General features: G+C 62.1%; 14 protein-coding genes and 1 pseudogene. 5 read left to right on the top strand and 10 right to left on the bottom strand.

Going from position 1 to position 14,667, the window contains the following annotated elements; translation table 11 throughout:
* On the bottom strand, positions 1 to 464 hold a 464-nt coding region (locus M0D64_RS11765), incomplete at its 3' end, for an NAD(P)-dependent oxidoreductase (protein ID WP_266257810.1).
* A 183-nt stretch (positions 465 to 647) separates the two neighbouring features.
* Here M0D64_RS11765 and M0D64_RS11760 point away from each other — a divergent pair.
* On the top strand, positions 648 to 854 hold the full coding sequence (locus tag M0D64_RS11760; RefSeq protein WP_074283352.1) for a dodecin: 207 nt from the start codon (positions 648 to 650) through the stop codon (positions 852 to 854).
* A 207-nt stretch (positions 855 to 1,061) separates the two neighbouring features.
* On the opposite strand, the gene M0D64_RS11755 is transcribed toward M0D64_RS11760, so the two are convergent.
* The 4 genes from M0D64_RS11755 to M0D64_RS11740 form a co-directional block, all read right to left on the bottom strand.
* A complete protein-coding gene (locus M0D64_RS11755) occupies positions 1,062 to 2,156 on the bottom strand; it encodes a BMP family ABC transporter substrate-binding protein (protein ID WP_266257809.1) in 1,095 nt (364 codons plus the stop codon).
* A gap of 67 nt (positions 2,157 to 2,223) precedes the next feature.
* Positions 2,224 to 3,153 (bottom strand): ABC transporter permease, encoded by a 930-nt coding sequence (locus M0D64_RS11750; RefSeq protein WP_154566201.1) that lies wholly within the window; start codon positions 3,151 to 3,153, stop codon positions 2,224 to 2,226.
* An 18-nt stretch (positions 3,154 to 3,171) separates the two neighbouring features.
* Positions 3,172 to 4,278 (bottom strand): ABC transporter permease, encoded by a 1,107-nt coding sequence (locus tag M0D64_RS11745; protein ID WP_154566200.1) that lies wholly within the window; start codon positions 4,276 to 4,278, stop codon positions 3,172 to 3,174.
* A 91-nt stretch (positions 4,279 to 4,369) separates the two neighbouring features.
* The gene (locus M0D64_RS11740; RefSeq protein WP_266257808.1) at positions 4,370 to 5,971 is read right to left on the bottom strand and encodes an ABC transporter ATP-binding protein; all 1,602 of its coding nucleotides are present in this window, start codon (positions 5,969 to 5,971) and stop codon (positions 4,370 to 4,372) included.
* A 251-nt stretch (positions 5,972 to 6,222) separates the two neighbouring features.
* Here M0D64_RS11740 and M0D64_RS11735 point away from each other — a divergent pair, with 251 nt between their 5' ends.
* Positions 6,223 to 7,155 carry a LysR substrate-binding domain-containing protein gene (locus tag M0D64_RS11735; protein ID WP_012433318.1) on the top strand — a complete coding sequence of 311 codons (933 nt, stop codon included), beginning with the start codon at positions 6,223 to 6,225 and terminating at the stop codon, positions 7,153 to 7,155.
* An 81-nt stretch (positions 7,156 to 7,236) separates the two neighbouring features.
* Here the strand turns inward: M0D64_RS11735 and M0D64_RS11730 are convergent, their stop codons facing one another.
* A complete protein-coding gene (locus M0D64_RS11730; RefSeq protein ID WP_266257807.1) occupies positions 7,237 to 8,634 on the bottom strand; it encodes an 8-oxoguanine deaminase in 1,398 nt (465 codons plus the stop codon).
* A 527-nt stretch (positions 8,635 to 9,161) separates the two neighbouring features.
* Here M0D64_RS11730 and uraH point away from each other — a divergent pair.
* The 3 genes and pseudogenes from uraH to M0D64_RS11715 all read left to right on the top strand — a co-directional run bounded on the left by uraH (position 9,162) and on the right by M0D64_RS11715 (position 11,472).
* Complete coding sequence (uraH, locus tag M0D64_RS11725) at positions 9,162 to 9,515, top strand: hydroxyisourate hydrolase (protein ID WP_266257806.1); 354 nt, start codon at positions 9,162 to 9,164, stop codon at positions 9,513 to 9,515.
* 306 nt (positions 9,516 to 9,821) lie between these two features.
* On the top strand, positions 9,822 to 11,015 hold the full coding sequence (locus M0D64_RS11720) for a urate hydroxylase PuuD (RefSeq protein WP_154566197.1): 1,194 nt from the start codon (positions 9,822 to 9,824) through the stop codon (positions 11,013 to 11,015).
* Between the two features lie 216 nt (positions 11,016 to 11,231).
* A pseudogene (locus tag M0D64_RS11715) lies at positions 11,232 to 11,472 on the top strand (transcriptional regulator).
* Positions 11,473 to 11,596: 124 nt separating this feature from the next.
* Here M0D64_RS11715 and M0D64_RS11710 read toward each other — a convergent pair.
* The 4 genes from M0D64_RS11710 to puuE all read right to left on the bottom strand — a co-directional run bounded on the left by M0D64_RS11710 (position 11,597) and on the right by puuE (position 14,661).
* Positions 11,597 to 12,109 (bottom strand): ureidoglycolate lyase, encoded by a 513-nt coding sequence (locus M0D64_RS11710; protein WP_266257805.1) that lies wholly within the window; start codon positions 12,107 to 12,109, stop codon positions 11,597 to 11,599.
* Positions 12,106 to 13,119: an allantoicase gene (gene alc / locus M0D64_RS11705; protein WP_266257804.1), complete on the bottom strand. Its 1,014-nt coding sequence runs from the start codon at positions 13,117 to 13,119 to the stop codon at positions 12,106 to 12,108. Before alc ends, M0D64_RS11710 begins: the two co-directional genes overlap by 4 nt.
* A gap of 73 nt (positions 13,120 to 13,192) precedes the next feature.
* Entirely contained in the window at positions 13,193 to 13,714 is a 522-nt protein-coding gene (gene uraD / locus M0D64_RS11700; RefSeq protein ID WP_106351861.1) for a 2-oxo-4-hydroxy-4-carboxy-5-ureidoimidazoline decarboxylase, read from the bottom strand.
* Positions 13,711 to 14,661, bottom strand: a complete 951-nt coding sequence (puuE, locus tag M0D64_RS11695) for an allantoinase PuuE (RefSeq protein ID WP_154566195.1) — start codon at positions 14,659 to 14,661, stop codon at positions 13,711 to 13,713. The genes uraD and puuE overlap by 4 nt, the downstream gene beginning before the upstream one ends.
* Positions 14,662 to 14,667: the final 6 nt, after the last annotated feature.

Raw genomic sequence — 14,667 nt, 5'->3', positions numbered from 1 at the left:
GTGCCTGTGCCTGTGCCTGTGCCTGTGCCTGTGCCTGTGCCTGTGCCTGTGCCTGCAGATTCTCGCTCTCGCTCACCCTCGCCCGTAGCAGCAATTGGACCTTCCGCCGCAACTGCAGCCACCGCCGCCGCGCGCTGCGCGAACGCGCGCGTGGCGGCCGGCGGAATGCTTGAGTGATCGACGATCCAACGCACGCGTCTCGGCGCGGCGGCATCCACGCTCAGCAGTCCCTCGGCGCCGAACACCGTTTCTTCAACCGCCGCCGCATCCGCGACGCACAGCAGCACCGCCTCGCACCGCGAGGCCAGTTCGCGCGGTGTATCGACCACCTTGGCCCCGTCCGCCAGCAACGCTTCCGCCTTGGCCCGCGTGCGATTCCAGACATGCACGGTATGCCCCGCGCGCAGCAGATGCCGGATCATCGGCGCGCCCATCAGACCGGGACCGCAAAAACCAATTTCCACTTTCAAGCCTCGTCAGGTTTCAGATTGAGTTGCGCGGACATCATAACGGCCCCTCCCCGCCGCGGCATATCGGGCACGCGATGTGCGGAATGACCCGCTCACGCGCGGGACATGGGGGACGTCAACGGCGATCCATTGCCTATACTTTTTTTGCACACCAACGAAGGTCAAAGGAGGAAGTTCATGTCAGAACATGTTTACAAACAAATCGAACTGACCGGCTCATCGACCAAATCGATCGACGACGCAATCAGTACCGCAATTACAAAAGCGTCGAAGACGCTGCGCAATTTGCACTGGTTCGAGGTAACGGAAACGCGGGGCCAGATCGAAAACGACAAGGTCGCCTACTGGCAGGTGACTATCAAGGTCGGTCTGCGCATCGACTAGCGCTTCGCCTGAAACATCTCCGACACATAATCCGAAGCAAAAAAAAGCTGCGTCCGTACTGGACGCAGCGTCTTAAAGCAGCGGTTGCTGAGACCGCCGCCTGGTCGATGGCGACCCCGTCGATCGCGACCCGGTCAATCGCGACCCGATCATTCCTGACCCGGTCAATAGTCACGCGATTCGCTCCCGACGACCGCGCGAGCCGGATTACTTCGGCAGCGAACCGTCCACGCCTTCCACATACCAGTTCAGGCGTTGCAGTTCCGGATCGGTCAGCGTCTTGCCTGCCGGCACCTTCACCGCGCCGGACTGATCCTTGATCGGGCCCGTGAACACGTCCCACTTGCCGCCGGCCAGTTCATCGCGCTTCGCCGCCACCTGCTTCTGCGCATCAGCCGGAATCGCCGACGTGTTCAGGTCTTCAAGATTGACAGCCTTCTGCGGAATGCCCCACCACACCGGATCGTTCTTCCACTTGCCGTCCAGCACCTGCTGAATAGCCGCGTTGTAATACACGCCCCAGTGCGCGACCACCGAACCGAGGTGCGCCTCAGGACCGAACTTCTTCATGTCCGAATCCCAACCGAACGCATGCACGTGCTTTTCCGAGGCGGTCGCGAGCGTCGCGCTCGAATCCGTGTTCTGCAGCAGCACATCGGCACGCTGCCCGATCAGCGTTTCAGCGGCCTGCTTTTCCTTGCCCGGATCGAACCAGCTATTGATCCAGATGACCTTGGTGTGGATCTTCGGATTCACCGAACGCGCGCCGAGCGTGTACGCGTTGATGTTGCGGATCACTTCAGGAATCGGCACCGATGCGACAAAGCCGAGCGTGTTGGTCTTCGTCACATAGCCCGCAGCGACGCCTGCCAGGTAGGCGCCCTGGTACATGCGCACGTCATAGGTGCCGAAATTCGGCGCTTTCTTGTAGCCGGTTGCGTGCAGGAACACCGTGTCCGGGAAGTCCTTTGCGACCTTCAGTTCGAAGTCCTGGTAGCCGAAGCTCGAACCGATGATGATCTTGTTGCCCTTGTTCGCCAGATCGCGGAACACACGTTCCGAGTCGGCCGATTCCGGCACGTTCTCGATGCGGGTGATCTTGATCTTGTTGCCGAACTTCGCTTCGGCTTCCTTCGAGCCCTGATCGTGCGCGAAAGTCCAGCCGGCGTCGCCCGGATTGCCGAGGTAGACGAACGCGACGCCCGGTGCGTCGGCCGCTTGAGCGGTTTGCACGAGCGGCGCGGCAAGCGCCAGGGAGGCCGCACCCCATGCGAAGGCGGTCAGCAGATTTCTTCTCTTCATGTTTTCTCCTGTCGTGTTTGTCGATTGATTTGAAACGTGTGATCGGTCATATGAAGCGACAAGCGTGTCATCCCGCCGAGAAAAACGGCTTGCCAAGCGACGCCGGTGCATTCAGACGAATCGTGTTCGGGTTGCGCGAAATCAGCACGAGCACGACGACGGTCGCGACGTACGGCAGCATCGCCAGAAATTGCGTCGGCACCGGCACGCCGATGGCCTGAGCGTAAAACTGCAGACCCGTCACGGCCCCGAACAGCAACGCGCCGATCAGCAGACGCCCCGGGCGCCATGTCGCGAACACCACCAGCGCGAGCGCGATCCAGCCGCGGCCCGACGTAAGCTGCTCCTGCCACAAGTGCAGGTTGACGATCGAGTAATAGCCGCCAGCGAGACCCGCCATGCCGCCGCCGAAGGCCACCGCGCCGTAACGCACGCCGACCACCGGAAAGCCGACCGAGTGCGCCACTTGCGGCGATTCGCCGACCGAACGCAGCACGAGGCCCGCACGCGTGCGATACAGGAACCACCAGATCACCGCGAACATCAGGAACGCGAGGTAATCGAGCGGCGTGAGGCTGAAAAGCGCGGGTCCGAGCACCGGAATCTTCGAGAAACCCGGAATGGTCCACGTGTCGATCGTGGCGCGCACCGCGGCCGACGTGTACGGCTTGCCGACATAGGCTGACAGGCCAATGCCGAAGATCGTCAGCGACAGGCCGGTGGCGACCTGGTTAGCAAGCATGGTCAGCGTGAGGAACGCGAACAGCAGTGACATCGCGAGACCCGCGACGATCGCGGCGACCACACCGAGCCACGGGTTGCCCGTAATGGCGGTGACCGCGTAGCCGGTCACCGCGCCCATCAGCATCATGCCTTCAACGCCGAGGTTGAGAACGCCCGACTTCTCGGTGACGAGTTCGCCCGCGCCCGCGAACATCAGCGGGATCGCGGCGGTGACGGCGCTCGAGGTAAGCGCGCTGGCTTGTTGAATATCCATGGAGATCCGCCGGGAAAATCAGTGGGCTTGCGCGGCGGCGGAGCGCCGGCGCACGCGGTAGTTCACGAACAGGTCGGCACCCAGCAGGCAGAACAGCAGCAGCCCCTGGAACACGCCGGAGAGCGCCTGCGGCAATTGCATCGAGGTCTGCACCGCTTCGCCGCCGAGGTACAGCAGCGCCATCAGCAAGCTCGCGAGCACGATACCGACCGGATGCAGCCGTCCCACGAACACGACGATGATCGCGGTGAAGCCGTAGCCCGGCGACCATGTCGCCTGCAACTGGCCGATCGGACCAGCGATCTCGCCCATCCCGGCGAGACCTGCCAGACCGCCGCTGATCAGCAACGACGTCCAGATGGTTTTCTTGTCCGAGAACCCGGCGTAGCGCGCGGCAAGCGGTGCGAGACCGCCGACGTTCATCCGGTAGCCCGCGAAGCTCTTGCGCATGAAGAGCCACACGCACGGAATCGCGATCAGCGTGATGAACACGGACGCGTTCAGCCGCGTGCCGCGCAGCCATTTCCAGTGCCAATCGCCGGAAAATGTCGGGTACAACGCGTCGCCGCTGAACATCTCCGAGAGCGGGAAGTTCATGCCCTGCGGATCGCGCCACGGGCCGCTCACCAGATAGATCAGCAACTGCGTGGCCACATACGTGAGCATCAGGCTGACGAGAATCTCGTTGGTGTTGAAGCGGCTTTTCAGGAGCGCGGGAATCGCGGCCCACGCCATGCCGCCGAGCACGCCGGCGATCATCATGGTCGGCAGAATCCACCAGCCGGTGGCCTGATCGAAATAGATCGCGACACCGCTGGCGGCGATGCCACCAAGCAGCATCTGCCCTTCAGCACCGATGTTCCAGACGTTGGCGCGATAACCGATCGCGAGGCCGAGGCCGATCAGGCACAAGGGCGAAGCCTTCAGCAGCAGTTCGGACCAGCCGTTCACGCTGGAAAGCGGTTCGATGAAAAACGCGTGCATGGCTTCGAGCGGATCACGGCCGACCAGGCTGAAGATCAGGAAGCCGATCACAAGCGTGAGCAACGCGGCGATCAGCGGCACGGCGATCTGCATCGTGCGCGAGGGCGTCGTGCGTGCTTCGAGTCGATACGGAAGAATCATGGGAGCGTGTGCTTATGTGAGTGCTTATATCTGGTTCTGGTGCTTATGGGCCTTTAGCGTCGATCAGCTAGCCGATCGCGCATCGATCTGTTCAGGCATGCGCCGGCTGTTCCGCCGACGGCGCCGCGCCCTCGCGGTCGCCGAACAGGCCCGCCATCCAGCGGCCGATTTCTTCGGCATTGGTCGCCCCCGTGGCACGCACCGGCGAGAGTCTGCCGCCGGCCAGCACCGCGATGCGATCGCAGATGTCGAACAACTCCTCCAGTTCTTCGGAGATCACCAGAATCGCCACGCCGCGGGCGGACAGGTCGAGCAACTGCTGACGAATAAACGCTGACGCGCCGACGTCGACGCCCCAGGTCGGCTGCGCGACCACCAGCACCTTGGGCGCCTGCAGAATCTCGCGGCCCATGATGTATTTCTGCAGATTGCCGCCGGAGAGGCTTTGCGCCAACGCTTCCGAGCCTCCACAACGCACGTCGAAGGCTTCGATGCAACGCTTGGCGAAGGCACGCATAGCGCCCGCCTTGATCCAGCCGGAATTCACCATCTGCTGACGATGCGCGGTGAGCAGCGCGTTTTCCGACAAGGTCATCGCCGGCACTGCGCCGCGGCCGAGGCGCTCTTCCGGCACGAAACCAAAACCGAGCGCGCGCCGGCCGCCTGCGCCGAGGCGCCCTGCCGCCTTGCCGCAGATCGTGACCGCATCGGCACGCGTGCCGCGCTTTTCACCCGAAAGCGCCGACAGCAATTCGGCCTGGCCGTTGCCCGACACACCCGCAATGCCGAAGATCTCGCCCGCATGCACGCCGAACGACACGTTGTTGAGCGACGTGCCGAACGGATCGTCACTTTCCACCGACAACTGCTTCACGTCGAGCAGCACCGCACCCGGCGTGTGTTCACGGCGCGTGTAATCCGGCAGCGAATGGCCGACCATCAACTGCGCAAGCGACGCATGCGTTTCTTCTTTCGGCTTCACGTGACCGGTCACGCGGCCGCCGCGCATCACCGTGGCGGTGTCGCACAGTTCCTGGATTTCGTCGAGCTTGTGGCTGATGTAGAGGATGCTGCAACCTTCCGCCGCGAGACGCCGGAGCGTTTCGAAGAGCTTGCGGACCGCTTGCGGCGTGAGCACCGAAGTCGGTTCGTCCATGATCAGGAGACGCGGATTCTGCAGCAGGCAGCGCACGATCTCGACGCGCTGACGCTCGCCCACGGTCAGGCTATGCACGTGACGTTGCGGGTCGATGTCGAGGCCGTAGTCGGCGGAGACTTCGCGGATGCGTTTCGAGAGTGTCTTCAGATCGAAGGGTTCGTCGAGCGCGAGCGCGATGTTTTCGCCGACCGTGAGCGTCTCGAACAGCGAAAAATGCTGGAACACCATGCCGATGCCGAGCTTGCGCGCCGCCGCCGGGCTCGCGATCTCGACCGGCTGGCCTTCCCATTGGATCTCGCCGGCGTCGGGCCGCACCGCGCCGTAGATGATTTTCATCAGCGTGCTTTTGCCGGCGCCGTTTTCGCCGAGCACGGCATGGATTTCACCCGGCGCGACGATCAACGTGACGTCGTCGTTGGCGCGTACGGCCGGGTACTGTTTGGTGATGCCCTGAAGCATCAACCGGGGCGCCGCCTGTTCCGGCCTGTTTGCCGGCTGCGCGGCGGCGCCGTCGCTATAAGAAGAGTCGCTCATGTGATTCCGTAGTACGTCAGAGACTGCCGGTCGCAGCGCGTCCGCCCGCCCTGTCAGCAGACGATCCGTCACCACAACCGGATGACAATACCTAAATCGACCGGCTCAGTCGAGCCGTCAAAATTCCCCGCAAACCCCCGTCGCAGCGTGCTCTGCGGGTATCCCACTCTTGACGTGGTTTTGTGTTCATATTAAAAGCCATATATACCCACGCCCGTTCGATCAGCCAGAACATATATTTCGGAGAAGTCATGAGTCAGCAACGCGAGGCGATCGATACGTATCTATTACGCGTCTTGCACACCCTGTTGATGGAACGCAGCGTCACGCGCGCGGCCGTCAAACTGAATCAATCGCAACCCGCCATCAGCGCGGCCTTGCGCCGTTTGCGCGACATCACCGGCGACCCGCTGCTGGTGCGCGGCAAATCCGGCATGGTGCCGACCGAGTACGGCCTGCGCCTGCTCGAACCGGTGCAAAACGCGCTGCGCGAGATCGAACGCATCAAGTTCCAGCAGCACAACTTCGATCCCGCCACGTCCATTCGTTGCTACCGGATCGGCTGCCCGGACTACCTGAACGTGCTGTTCGTGCCGACGGTGGTGGAACGCTTTCGTCAGGCCGCGCCGAACGCGACGCTCGAGTTTCACTCGCTCGGGCCGGCGTTCGACTACGAACTCGCGCTCGAGGACGGCAAGCTCGACATCGTGGTCGGCAACTGGCCGGAACCGCCGGAGCAATTGCACCTGTCGAACCTGTTCGTCGATCAGATCGTCTGCCTGATGAGCAACGCGCATCCGTTCGCCAAACGTGGCGGGTTGACGCTCGACCAGTACCTGAACGCCCCGCATCTTGCGCCTACTCCTTACTCGGTGGGCCAACGCGGCGCGATCGACGTGCATCTCGCGCGCGAACGGTTAAAGCGTCACGTGGTCGTCACGTTGCCGTACTTCAATCTGGCGCCTTACGTGCTGATCAAGTCCGATCTGATCTTCACGACGACGCGCCTGTTTGCCGACTACTACGCCAAGTTTCTGCCGCTGACCGTGGTGCCCGCGCCGCTCGATTTCCCGCCGATGCAGTACTACCAGTTGTGGCACGAGCGCGTGCATTACTCCGACGAAGTGCGCTGGCTGCGCAGTCTGGTTGCCGAGGCGACCAAGACGTTGATCGACAAGCCTTAATCTTTGCTATGTGCTCTATCGGCATCCAGTCTTTGTGGATGCCGATAGAGCTGCTTCTTCTACTTCGCCCTTACGCCATCATCAGGCTGCCGCTTCGTAAAGCGTCTTTGCCAACCGGTTGTGCTGCTCGATGACCGGTCCGAGTTCCAGCGTCGTCAATTGACCATTTTTCACCACCACCTTGCCGCCGATCACGCTATGGCTTACCTGCGACGGCGCGCAGAACACCAGTGCCGCGACCGGATCGTGCAACGCGCCCGCAAACAGCGGCTGACGCAGATCGAAGGACACGAAATCCGCCGCCATGCCCGGCGCCAGTGCGCCGATGTCGTCGCGATTCAGCACCTTCGCGCCGCCTAACGTCGCGATCTCCAACGCTTCACGCGCGGTCATCGCATCCGGCCCGAAACCGACCCGCTGCAGCAACAGCGCCTGGCGCACTTCGGCGACCATTTGCGCGCCGTCGTTCGACGCCGAACCGTCGACGCCCAGGCCCACCGGCACCCCGGCGAGGCGCATCCGCTTGACCGGCGCAATCCCCGACGCCAATCGCATATTCGAACACGGGCAGTGCGCAACGCCGGTGCCGGTGCGGGCGAACAGCTCGATGCCCGCGTCGTCGAGTTGCACACAGTGCGCGTGCCACACATCGTGACCGACCCAGCCGAGGTCTTCCGCATATTCGGCCGGCGTCATGCCGAACTTCTCGCGGCTGTACGCGATGTCGTTGACGTTCTCCGCCAGGTGCGTGTGCAGCGACACACCATAGTGCCGCGCCATCACCGCCGATTCGCGCATCAGATCGCGACTCACCGAGAACGGCGAGCACGGCGCGACCACGACACGCAGCATCGCGTAGCGTCCTTCGTCGTTGTACGTCTCGATCAGCCGCTGCGTGTCCTTCAGGATGTCCGCTTCACGCTCGACCACCGAATCCGGCGGCAAGCCGCCGTCCTTCTGCCCCACGCTCATGCTGCCACGCGCTGCATGAAAACGCATGCCGATCCGCTCTGCCGCGACGATGCTGTCGTCGAGGCGGCTGCCGTTCGGGTAGATGTACAAATGGTCGCTCGAGGTCGTGCAACCGGACAGCAACAGCTCGGCCATCGCCGTCAAGGTCGAGACTTCGATCATCTCCGGTGTGAGGTTCGCCCACACCTTGTAGAGGTTGGTCAGCCAGCCGAATAGCTCGGCGTTCTGCGCGGCCGGAATCGCGCGCGTCAGGCTCTGATACATATGGTGATGCGTGTTAACCAGCCCTGGAATCACCAGGTGGCCGCGCATGTCCAGCACTTCGTCGGCGGTTTGCGGCAATTCCGCCGTCGGTCCGACCGCGACAATGCGGTTGTCCTCGATATACATGCCGCCGTCGCGCAGTTCGCGCCGGGCGCCGTCCATCGTGACCAGCACATTCGCGTGCTTCACCAGCATCGTTTTCTTAGGCTTGTTTGTCTTGATAGCCGCCTGCTCCATCGTCATTCGTTTCTCCGCTTCATTGCTTTCGTGCAAAGCCGTTCGAACGCGATGGGACGGCACGCCAACCGTGCCGCCGCGTCCCGTTGAACGCCGTTGGCCCGGTTACCCAGCGTATTTCCGCCGTCTTCGGGGTGTGCCGCGCTTCACTTGTGTTTGCTGCGGCGCACGGGTGTAACCTTCAACGGTCAAAATAATGCTGACAACTCGCGCCAGTGCGATACCCAACCTCACGCTGTCGATATAGTGGGCCTTTTTTGGCGCCGGTACGATCCGCCAGTGAATGAAATGCACGGCAATAGTCGAATGAATCGACTCAAAGTGGCTTTCAACAGGCTGTCTGTCATGCGCCAGGTATTATCTTTCCTATCTCGCGCGCGCTGACGTGAACATCCTTTTTACAATGGCTGCCACGGCGCTCGCTTCAATTCGCCGACGGGTATGTAGCCACTGACGTGGAGCCTCGATCCGCCGCAACGTATTCTGGATCGGGCCGCCGCCGAAACCTCGCATTCACATAAGGAAAATTGCGAATGGGAAAGCTCACTACCCACGTGCTCGACACCGCGAACGGCCGTCCCGGCGCGGGCATCAAGGTCGAACTCTTCGCGCTCTCCGGCAACACCCGCCGCGCGCTCAAAACCACCACCACCAATGACGACGGCCGCTGCGACCAGCCGCTGCTCGAAGGCGACGCATTGGTCCCTGGCGAATACGAACTCGTGTTCGGCGCCGGCGACTACTTTGCATCGATCGGCACGAAAGTGCCGGAGCCGCGTTTTGTCGATCGCGTCGTGTTGCGCTTCGGCGTGGCCGATGCCGGTGCGCACTATCACGTGCCGCTCCTGGTATCGCCGTGGTCGTACAGCACCTATCGGGGCAGCTAAGCCGAACGGAGCGTATCGATAGGCGTTGGAGGAAGACGAGGTTGAAGTCGCGCTGTATTTGCGAGCGCGCCCGATTGCACTGTGCGGATCTTTGGAGACACCCGCGAAGCGCAATCGAACGCGAGCGACTCGACCCGAAGTTCCAATAAAAAACGGCGCTGTGCGAACTGAGCGCACCGCGTCTCTCACCCCGCAGTCTGCGCAGCGACACCGTGCATGCCGACGACCCGTCAGCCGGGTCACCGAAGGCGTAATCAAGGCACAAGCGTCGTTGCGCGTACAACGAATCAGAAGTGGAGGAGTTTCATGGAAGGCTTTATCACTGACTGGCTGAACCTGGCTTTGCGCTGGTTCCACGTCATCGTCGCCATCGCCTGGATCGGCGAATCGTTCTATTTCGTCGCGCTCGACAACAGCCTGAAACCGCCTACGGACCCGAACCAGCGCAAGCGCGGCGTGTTCGGCGAGTTGTGGCACGTGCACGGCGGCGGCTTCTACAACATGCAGAAGTACACCGTCGCGCCGCCGGAAATGCCGGACGACCTGCACTGGTCCAAGTGGCCGTCGTACACCACGTGGCTGTCGGGCGCGAGCCTCTTCACGGTGCTGTATCTGCTCTCGCCGTCCACGTACCTGATCGACAAGAACGTGCTCGACATGGGCCCGGTGGTCGCGGTTGCTTCGGCACTCGGCTTCCTCGCCGCAGGCTGGATCGTGTACGACTCGCTGTGCCGTTTGCTCGGCAATAAAGACAAGGTGCTCGGCATCTGCGTCGGCATTTATGTGGTGATCGCGGCGTACCTCGCGTGCCATATCTTCGCGGGCCGTGCGGCTTACCTGATCATGGGCGCGATGCTGGCAACGATCATGTCGGCGAACGTGTTCTTCGTGATCATCCCGGGTCAGCGCAAGATGGTTGCCGCGATGCTCAAGGGCGAAACGCCGAACCCGATCTACGGCAAGCGCGGCAAGCAACGTTCGGTGCACAACACGTATTTCACGCTGCCGGTGGTGTTCGCGATGCTGTCGAACCACTATGCGATGACGTATACGAATCGGTACAGCTGGGTCGTGCTCCTGATGATCATGCTGGCCGGCGCGCTGATTCGCCAGTTCTTCGTGATGCGTCACCGTGGCCAGGTGCTGTGGTACTTGCCGCTGGTGGGTATCGTGCTGATGTTCGCCGCCCTCTTCTCGACGATGCCCAAGCCGATCGTGCCGCAAGCGCAGGCCGCGAACGCGCCGACGGTCAAGGTGGCCGATATCGCGCCGGTGCTGCAACAGCGCTGCGTGGCATGCCACTCCGCCCATCCGACGATGATGGGCAGCGCCCCGGCTGGCGTGTTGCTGGATACGCCGGACGAGATCTCGCAGAACGCGCAGCGGATCTACCAGCAGGCCGTGACCTTGAAGGCGATGCCGCTGGGCAACGTCACGCACATGACCGACGACGAGCGGATGAAGATCGCCGCGTGGTTCGAAGGCGGTGCGGTGAAGTAAGGCGCTGGCCGGGTGTTGCGCCCGGCTTCGCAAAGCATGAAGCGGGCTTTTCGCGTGAGCGGGAAGCCCGTTTTTTTGTTGGTCATTCGGTTCGGACGGCTTGTCAGAATGACAAGGGAAGTTGTAGCCCGTGAGACACAAAACCATAAGAACAAATTGTGTCTCATGGGCTACAACATGGCTAAAATCTACCGATTTGACGCTCCGGGGCTACAAATGACCAATCTCGCTGACGTATCGAACATGCTGAAGACCGTTCGGCGCGAAAGTCACCTGTCTCAAGAGGAATTGGCGCGTCGCGCGTATGGAAACGCTGGCCAAAAACGATATGAGCGTGTCGGTGCTCGTGCGCCTGCTCGAAGCGGCTGGCTACGACCTCAAGTTCGTCGCGCACGGCCACGGGCGGACACTCGAAGATATCCTGGCTGAACAACGCATGCCGGACGCGGACTCATGAGGCTCGACGTACGAGCTTGCGTCCCGCAGTGCGAAATAGTCCGCATATGAAAAAAAGCCCACAGCGTGCACTGTGGGCTTTTTTATAACCAATTTACTCAACGCACTACGCTAAGGCAGCGACCTCAAACGGTCACCGCGCTCAACGCATCTTCAGTCAGCCAGAGCGACTCGGCCAGATCCTGCTCGTTCAGGTTCAACCCGTCGCCGCCACGATCGACGACGATAAAATCGGTCACGTCGCCCAATGCGATCAGCGGATGGTGCCAGACGCCCTTCGCATAGTTCACACCTTGCCAGCCGCTCGTCACGAACGCGCGAATCTGCTTCGGGTCCAGCTCGCCAGCCGGGGCCACGACCACCAGATACGGCTTATCGTTCAGCGGCACGAAGGCCTGGCTGCCCAGCGGATGACGTTCGAGCATCTTCACTTCGAACGGCAACGTGCGCGGCTGACCGCGAAACAGGTTCACCAGCGTGCGGCCGTTCTCGTCGGTCACGTCCACTTTCGCAAGGTCGTGATAGCGGATCGTGGTGCCGAGGTTGATCGGAATCTGCTTCGCGCCTTCGAGTTCGACCACGTCGCCGAATGCGGCGAACGCTTCCTTCGTCAACGGTTCGATCGCCAGCGTTTTCATGATGCGAGCGTGCCCCACAGACGCAGACGCGATACGCCGCCGTCCGGAATGATGTTGAAGCGCACGTGCGTGACCGGACCCAATGCGGCGATTTCGCTTTCGAAATAGTGCTGGTTGTCCATCTCCAGCTTCTGTTCACCCAGCAGCACCGGCCAGAACATGGCTTGCGTGATCAGCGAGCTGTCCGTGCCGCCCGTCACATACGCGGCCTGGATCGAGCAACGGTCCGGATAATTGCCCTTGAAGTGAGCCGTATCGACTTCGATCTTCCTGATCACGCCCGGTTGCGCCAGGGCGACGATCGCCCAGTCGTTGCCCGGTTCACGGCGGCGACGCGTTTCCCAGCCGTCGCCCATGTTCACGCCGCGGCCCGGCATCAGAATCGTCGATGCAGCGCCGAAGTGCTGGTTGTTCGCCGCGACCAGATACGCGCCGTTTTCCATCGCGGCCAGATCGAACTGCTCGGTGCGGCTTGCGCCTGCCCAGTCGACTTGCGGCTGGCCATACACACGCAGACGCGCAATACCGCCGTCCGGGTAAATGTTCACGCGCAGGTGCGTGTAGGCGTTCGCGTCGCTGACTTCGTGATAGTGGTGGCTGTTGCCTTGCAGCGTGGTCGACGGGACGATTTCGGTCCATTGCGTCGACTGGTTCGGCACGCCGTCCACGACGCGCGCAGCCTCAACCGAAGCCGCTGGCGGGAAGTTGCCCGTGAAGTGGCTGGTGTCGAGGTCGAGACCCTTGATCACGCCCGGACGCGCGAGCTTCACGACGCACCAGTCGTAACCGTTGGCGCGCTTGCGGCGCGTTTCCCAGCCGTCCATCCACTTGCCGTTGTCGTCGTACTTGCCCGGAATGAAGACGGCCGGCTCCGGATTCAGCATGCGTTCCTTCGGTGCGAAGAAATCGTCGCTGGCCTCGAGCGCCTGCGCGCCCAGACGCGGGTCCGCCAGGTTCACATAGCGGCGCGTGAATTCCGGTGCGTTGGGGTCGAGAATCGGGAGTGCCATCTTTGTCTTCCTTAATGTTTGTTGGTACTGAAAAAACGTTTCGGTTCGAGGTCCGCGACGCGTAGTTGAAGCCTTACGCGTCGATCAGGTCGTCGAGCCGGAAACGTGCGATGCGGTAGATCTGATCGAGGCTCGCGCGCAATTCGTCGGCGCGGCTATTGTTCACGCGCGCCTCGAAGTTCGCGATGATGCCGTGGCGGTCGTAGCCGCGCACCGCGAGGATGAACGGAAAGCCGAACTTCTCGCGATAGGCGCTGTTCAACGCCAGCAGCCTGTCGAATTCTTCCTGCGTGCACTGGGCAAGGCCCGCGCCGCTCTGCTCTCGCGTGGATTCGGCCGTCAGCTCGCCGCGCACGGCAGCCTTGCCGGCGAGCTCCGGGTGGGCGTTGATCAACGCCAGTTGCTTCTCTTCGCCCGCAGTCTCGACGATGTTCGACATCTTGCTGTGCAGTTCGTCGATGCTGGCAAACGGCCGTTGCTGCGCGGCAATTTCCGCGACCCACGGCGAGTGCTCGAAAATGCCCGACAGCGCTGCGACGAACGCGTCGGTCGAGGTGCTGTTGAGTTGATCCAGAGTGTATTGCATCGCCTTCATGCCGCTGCCCCGCGGTTGTTTTGTTGGTAAGGGTGATGTTCGCGCCAGTGACGCGCGATATCGACGCGCCGCGTCACCCACACGCGATCGTGCTGTTCGATATGGTCGAGGAAACGTTGCAGCGCGCGGAAGCGCCCCGGACGGCCGAGCAGACGGCAGTGCATGCCGATCGACAGCATCTTCGGTGCTTCGTCGCCTTCTTCGTACAGCACGTCGAATGCGTCGCGCAGGTACGTGAAGAAATGGTCCGCGGTGTTGAAGCCTTGCGGGCTTGCAAAGCGCATATCGTTCGTGTCGAGCGTGTACGGCACGATCAATTGCGGGCTCTTGGCTCCGCCCGTCACTTCGACATCCATCCAGAACGGCAGATCGTCGCCGTAGTAATCCGAGTCGTACAGGAAGCCGCCGTATTCGGCGACCAGACGATGCGTGTTGGGGCTGTCGCGACCGGTGTACCAGCCGAGCGCGCGCTCGCCGGTGATGCGCTCGATCGCTTCCATTCCGAGGCGCATGTGTTCCGCCTCTTTTTCCGGCGACACGTCCTGATAGTGAATCCAGCGATAGCCGTGACAAGCGATCTCATGGCCGAGCTCGACGAAAGCGCGGCCCAGGTCAGGATGCCGTTCGATCGCCATGCCGACGCCGAACACCGTGAGCGGCAGGCCACGTTTTTCGAATTCGCGCAGGATGCGCCACACGCCTGCCCGCGAGCCGTATTCGTAGATCGACTCCATGCTCATGTGACGGGACGGATACGACGCCGCGCCGACGATTTCCGACAGAAACTGTTCCGAGCCCGGATCGCCGTGCAGCACGCAGTTCTCACCGCCCTCTTCGTAGTTCAGGACGAATTGCACCGCGACGCGCGCTCGACCCGGCCAGTTCGCCTGCACCGGGTGGCGGCCGTAGCCGATCAGATCGCGTGGATAGTTCGAGTCGAGTGGCATGGTTTG

The sequence above is a fragment of the Paraburkholderia sp. WS6 genome (genome assembly GCF_030464835.1).
In the GTDB taxonomy this organism is placed as follows: Bacteria; Pseudomonadota; Gammaproteobacteria; order Burkholderiales; family Burkholderiaceae; genus Paraburkholderia; species Paraburkholderia madseniana.
Note: the sequence above shows the minus strand (reverse complement) of the source record. Positions and strands in the feature narration are given on the sequence as shown.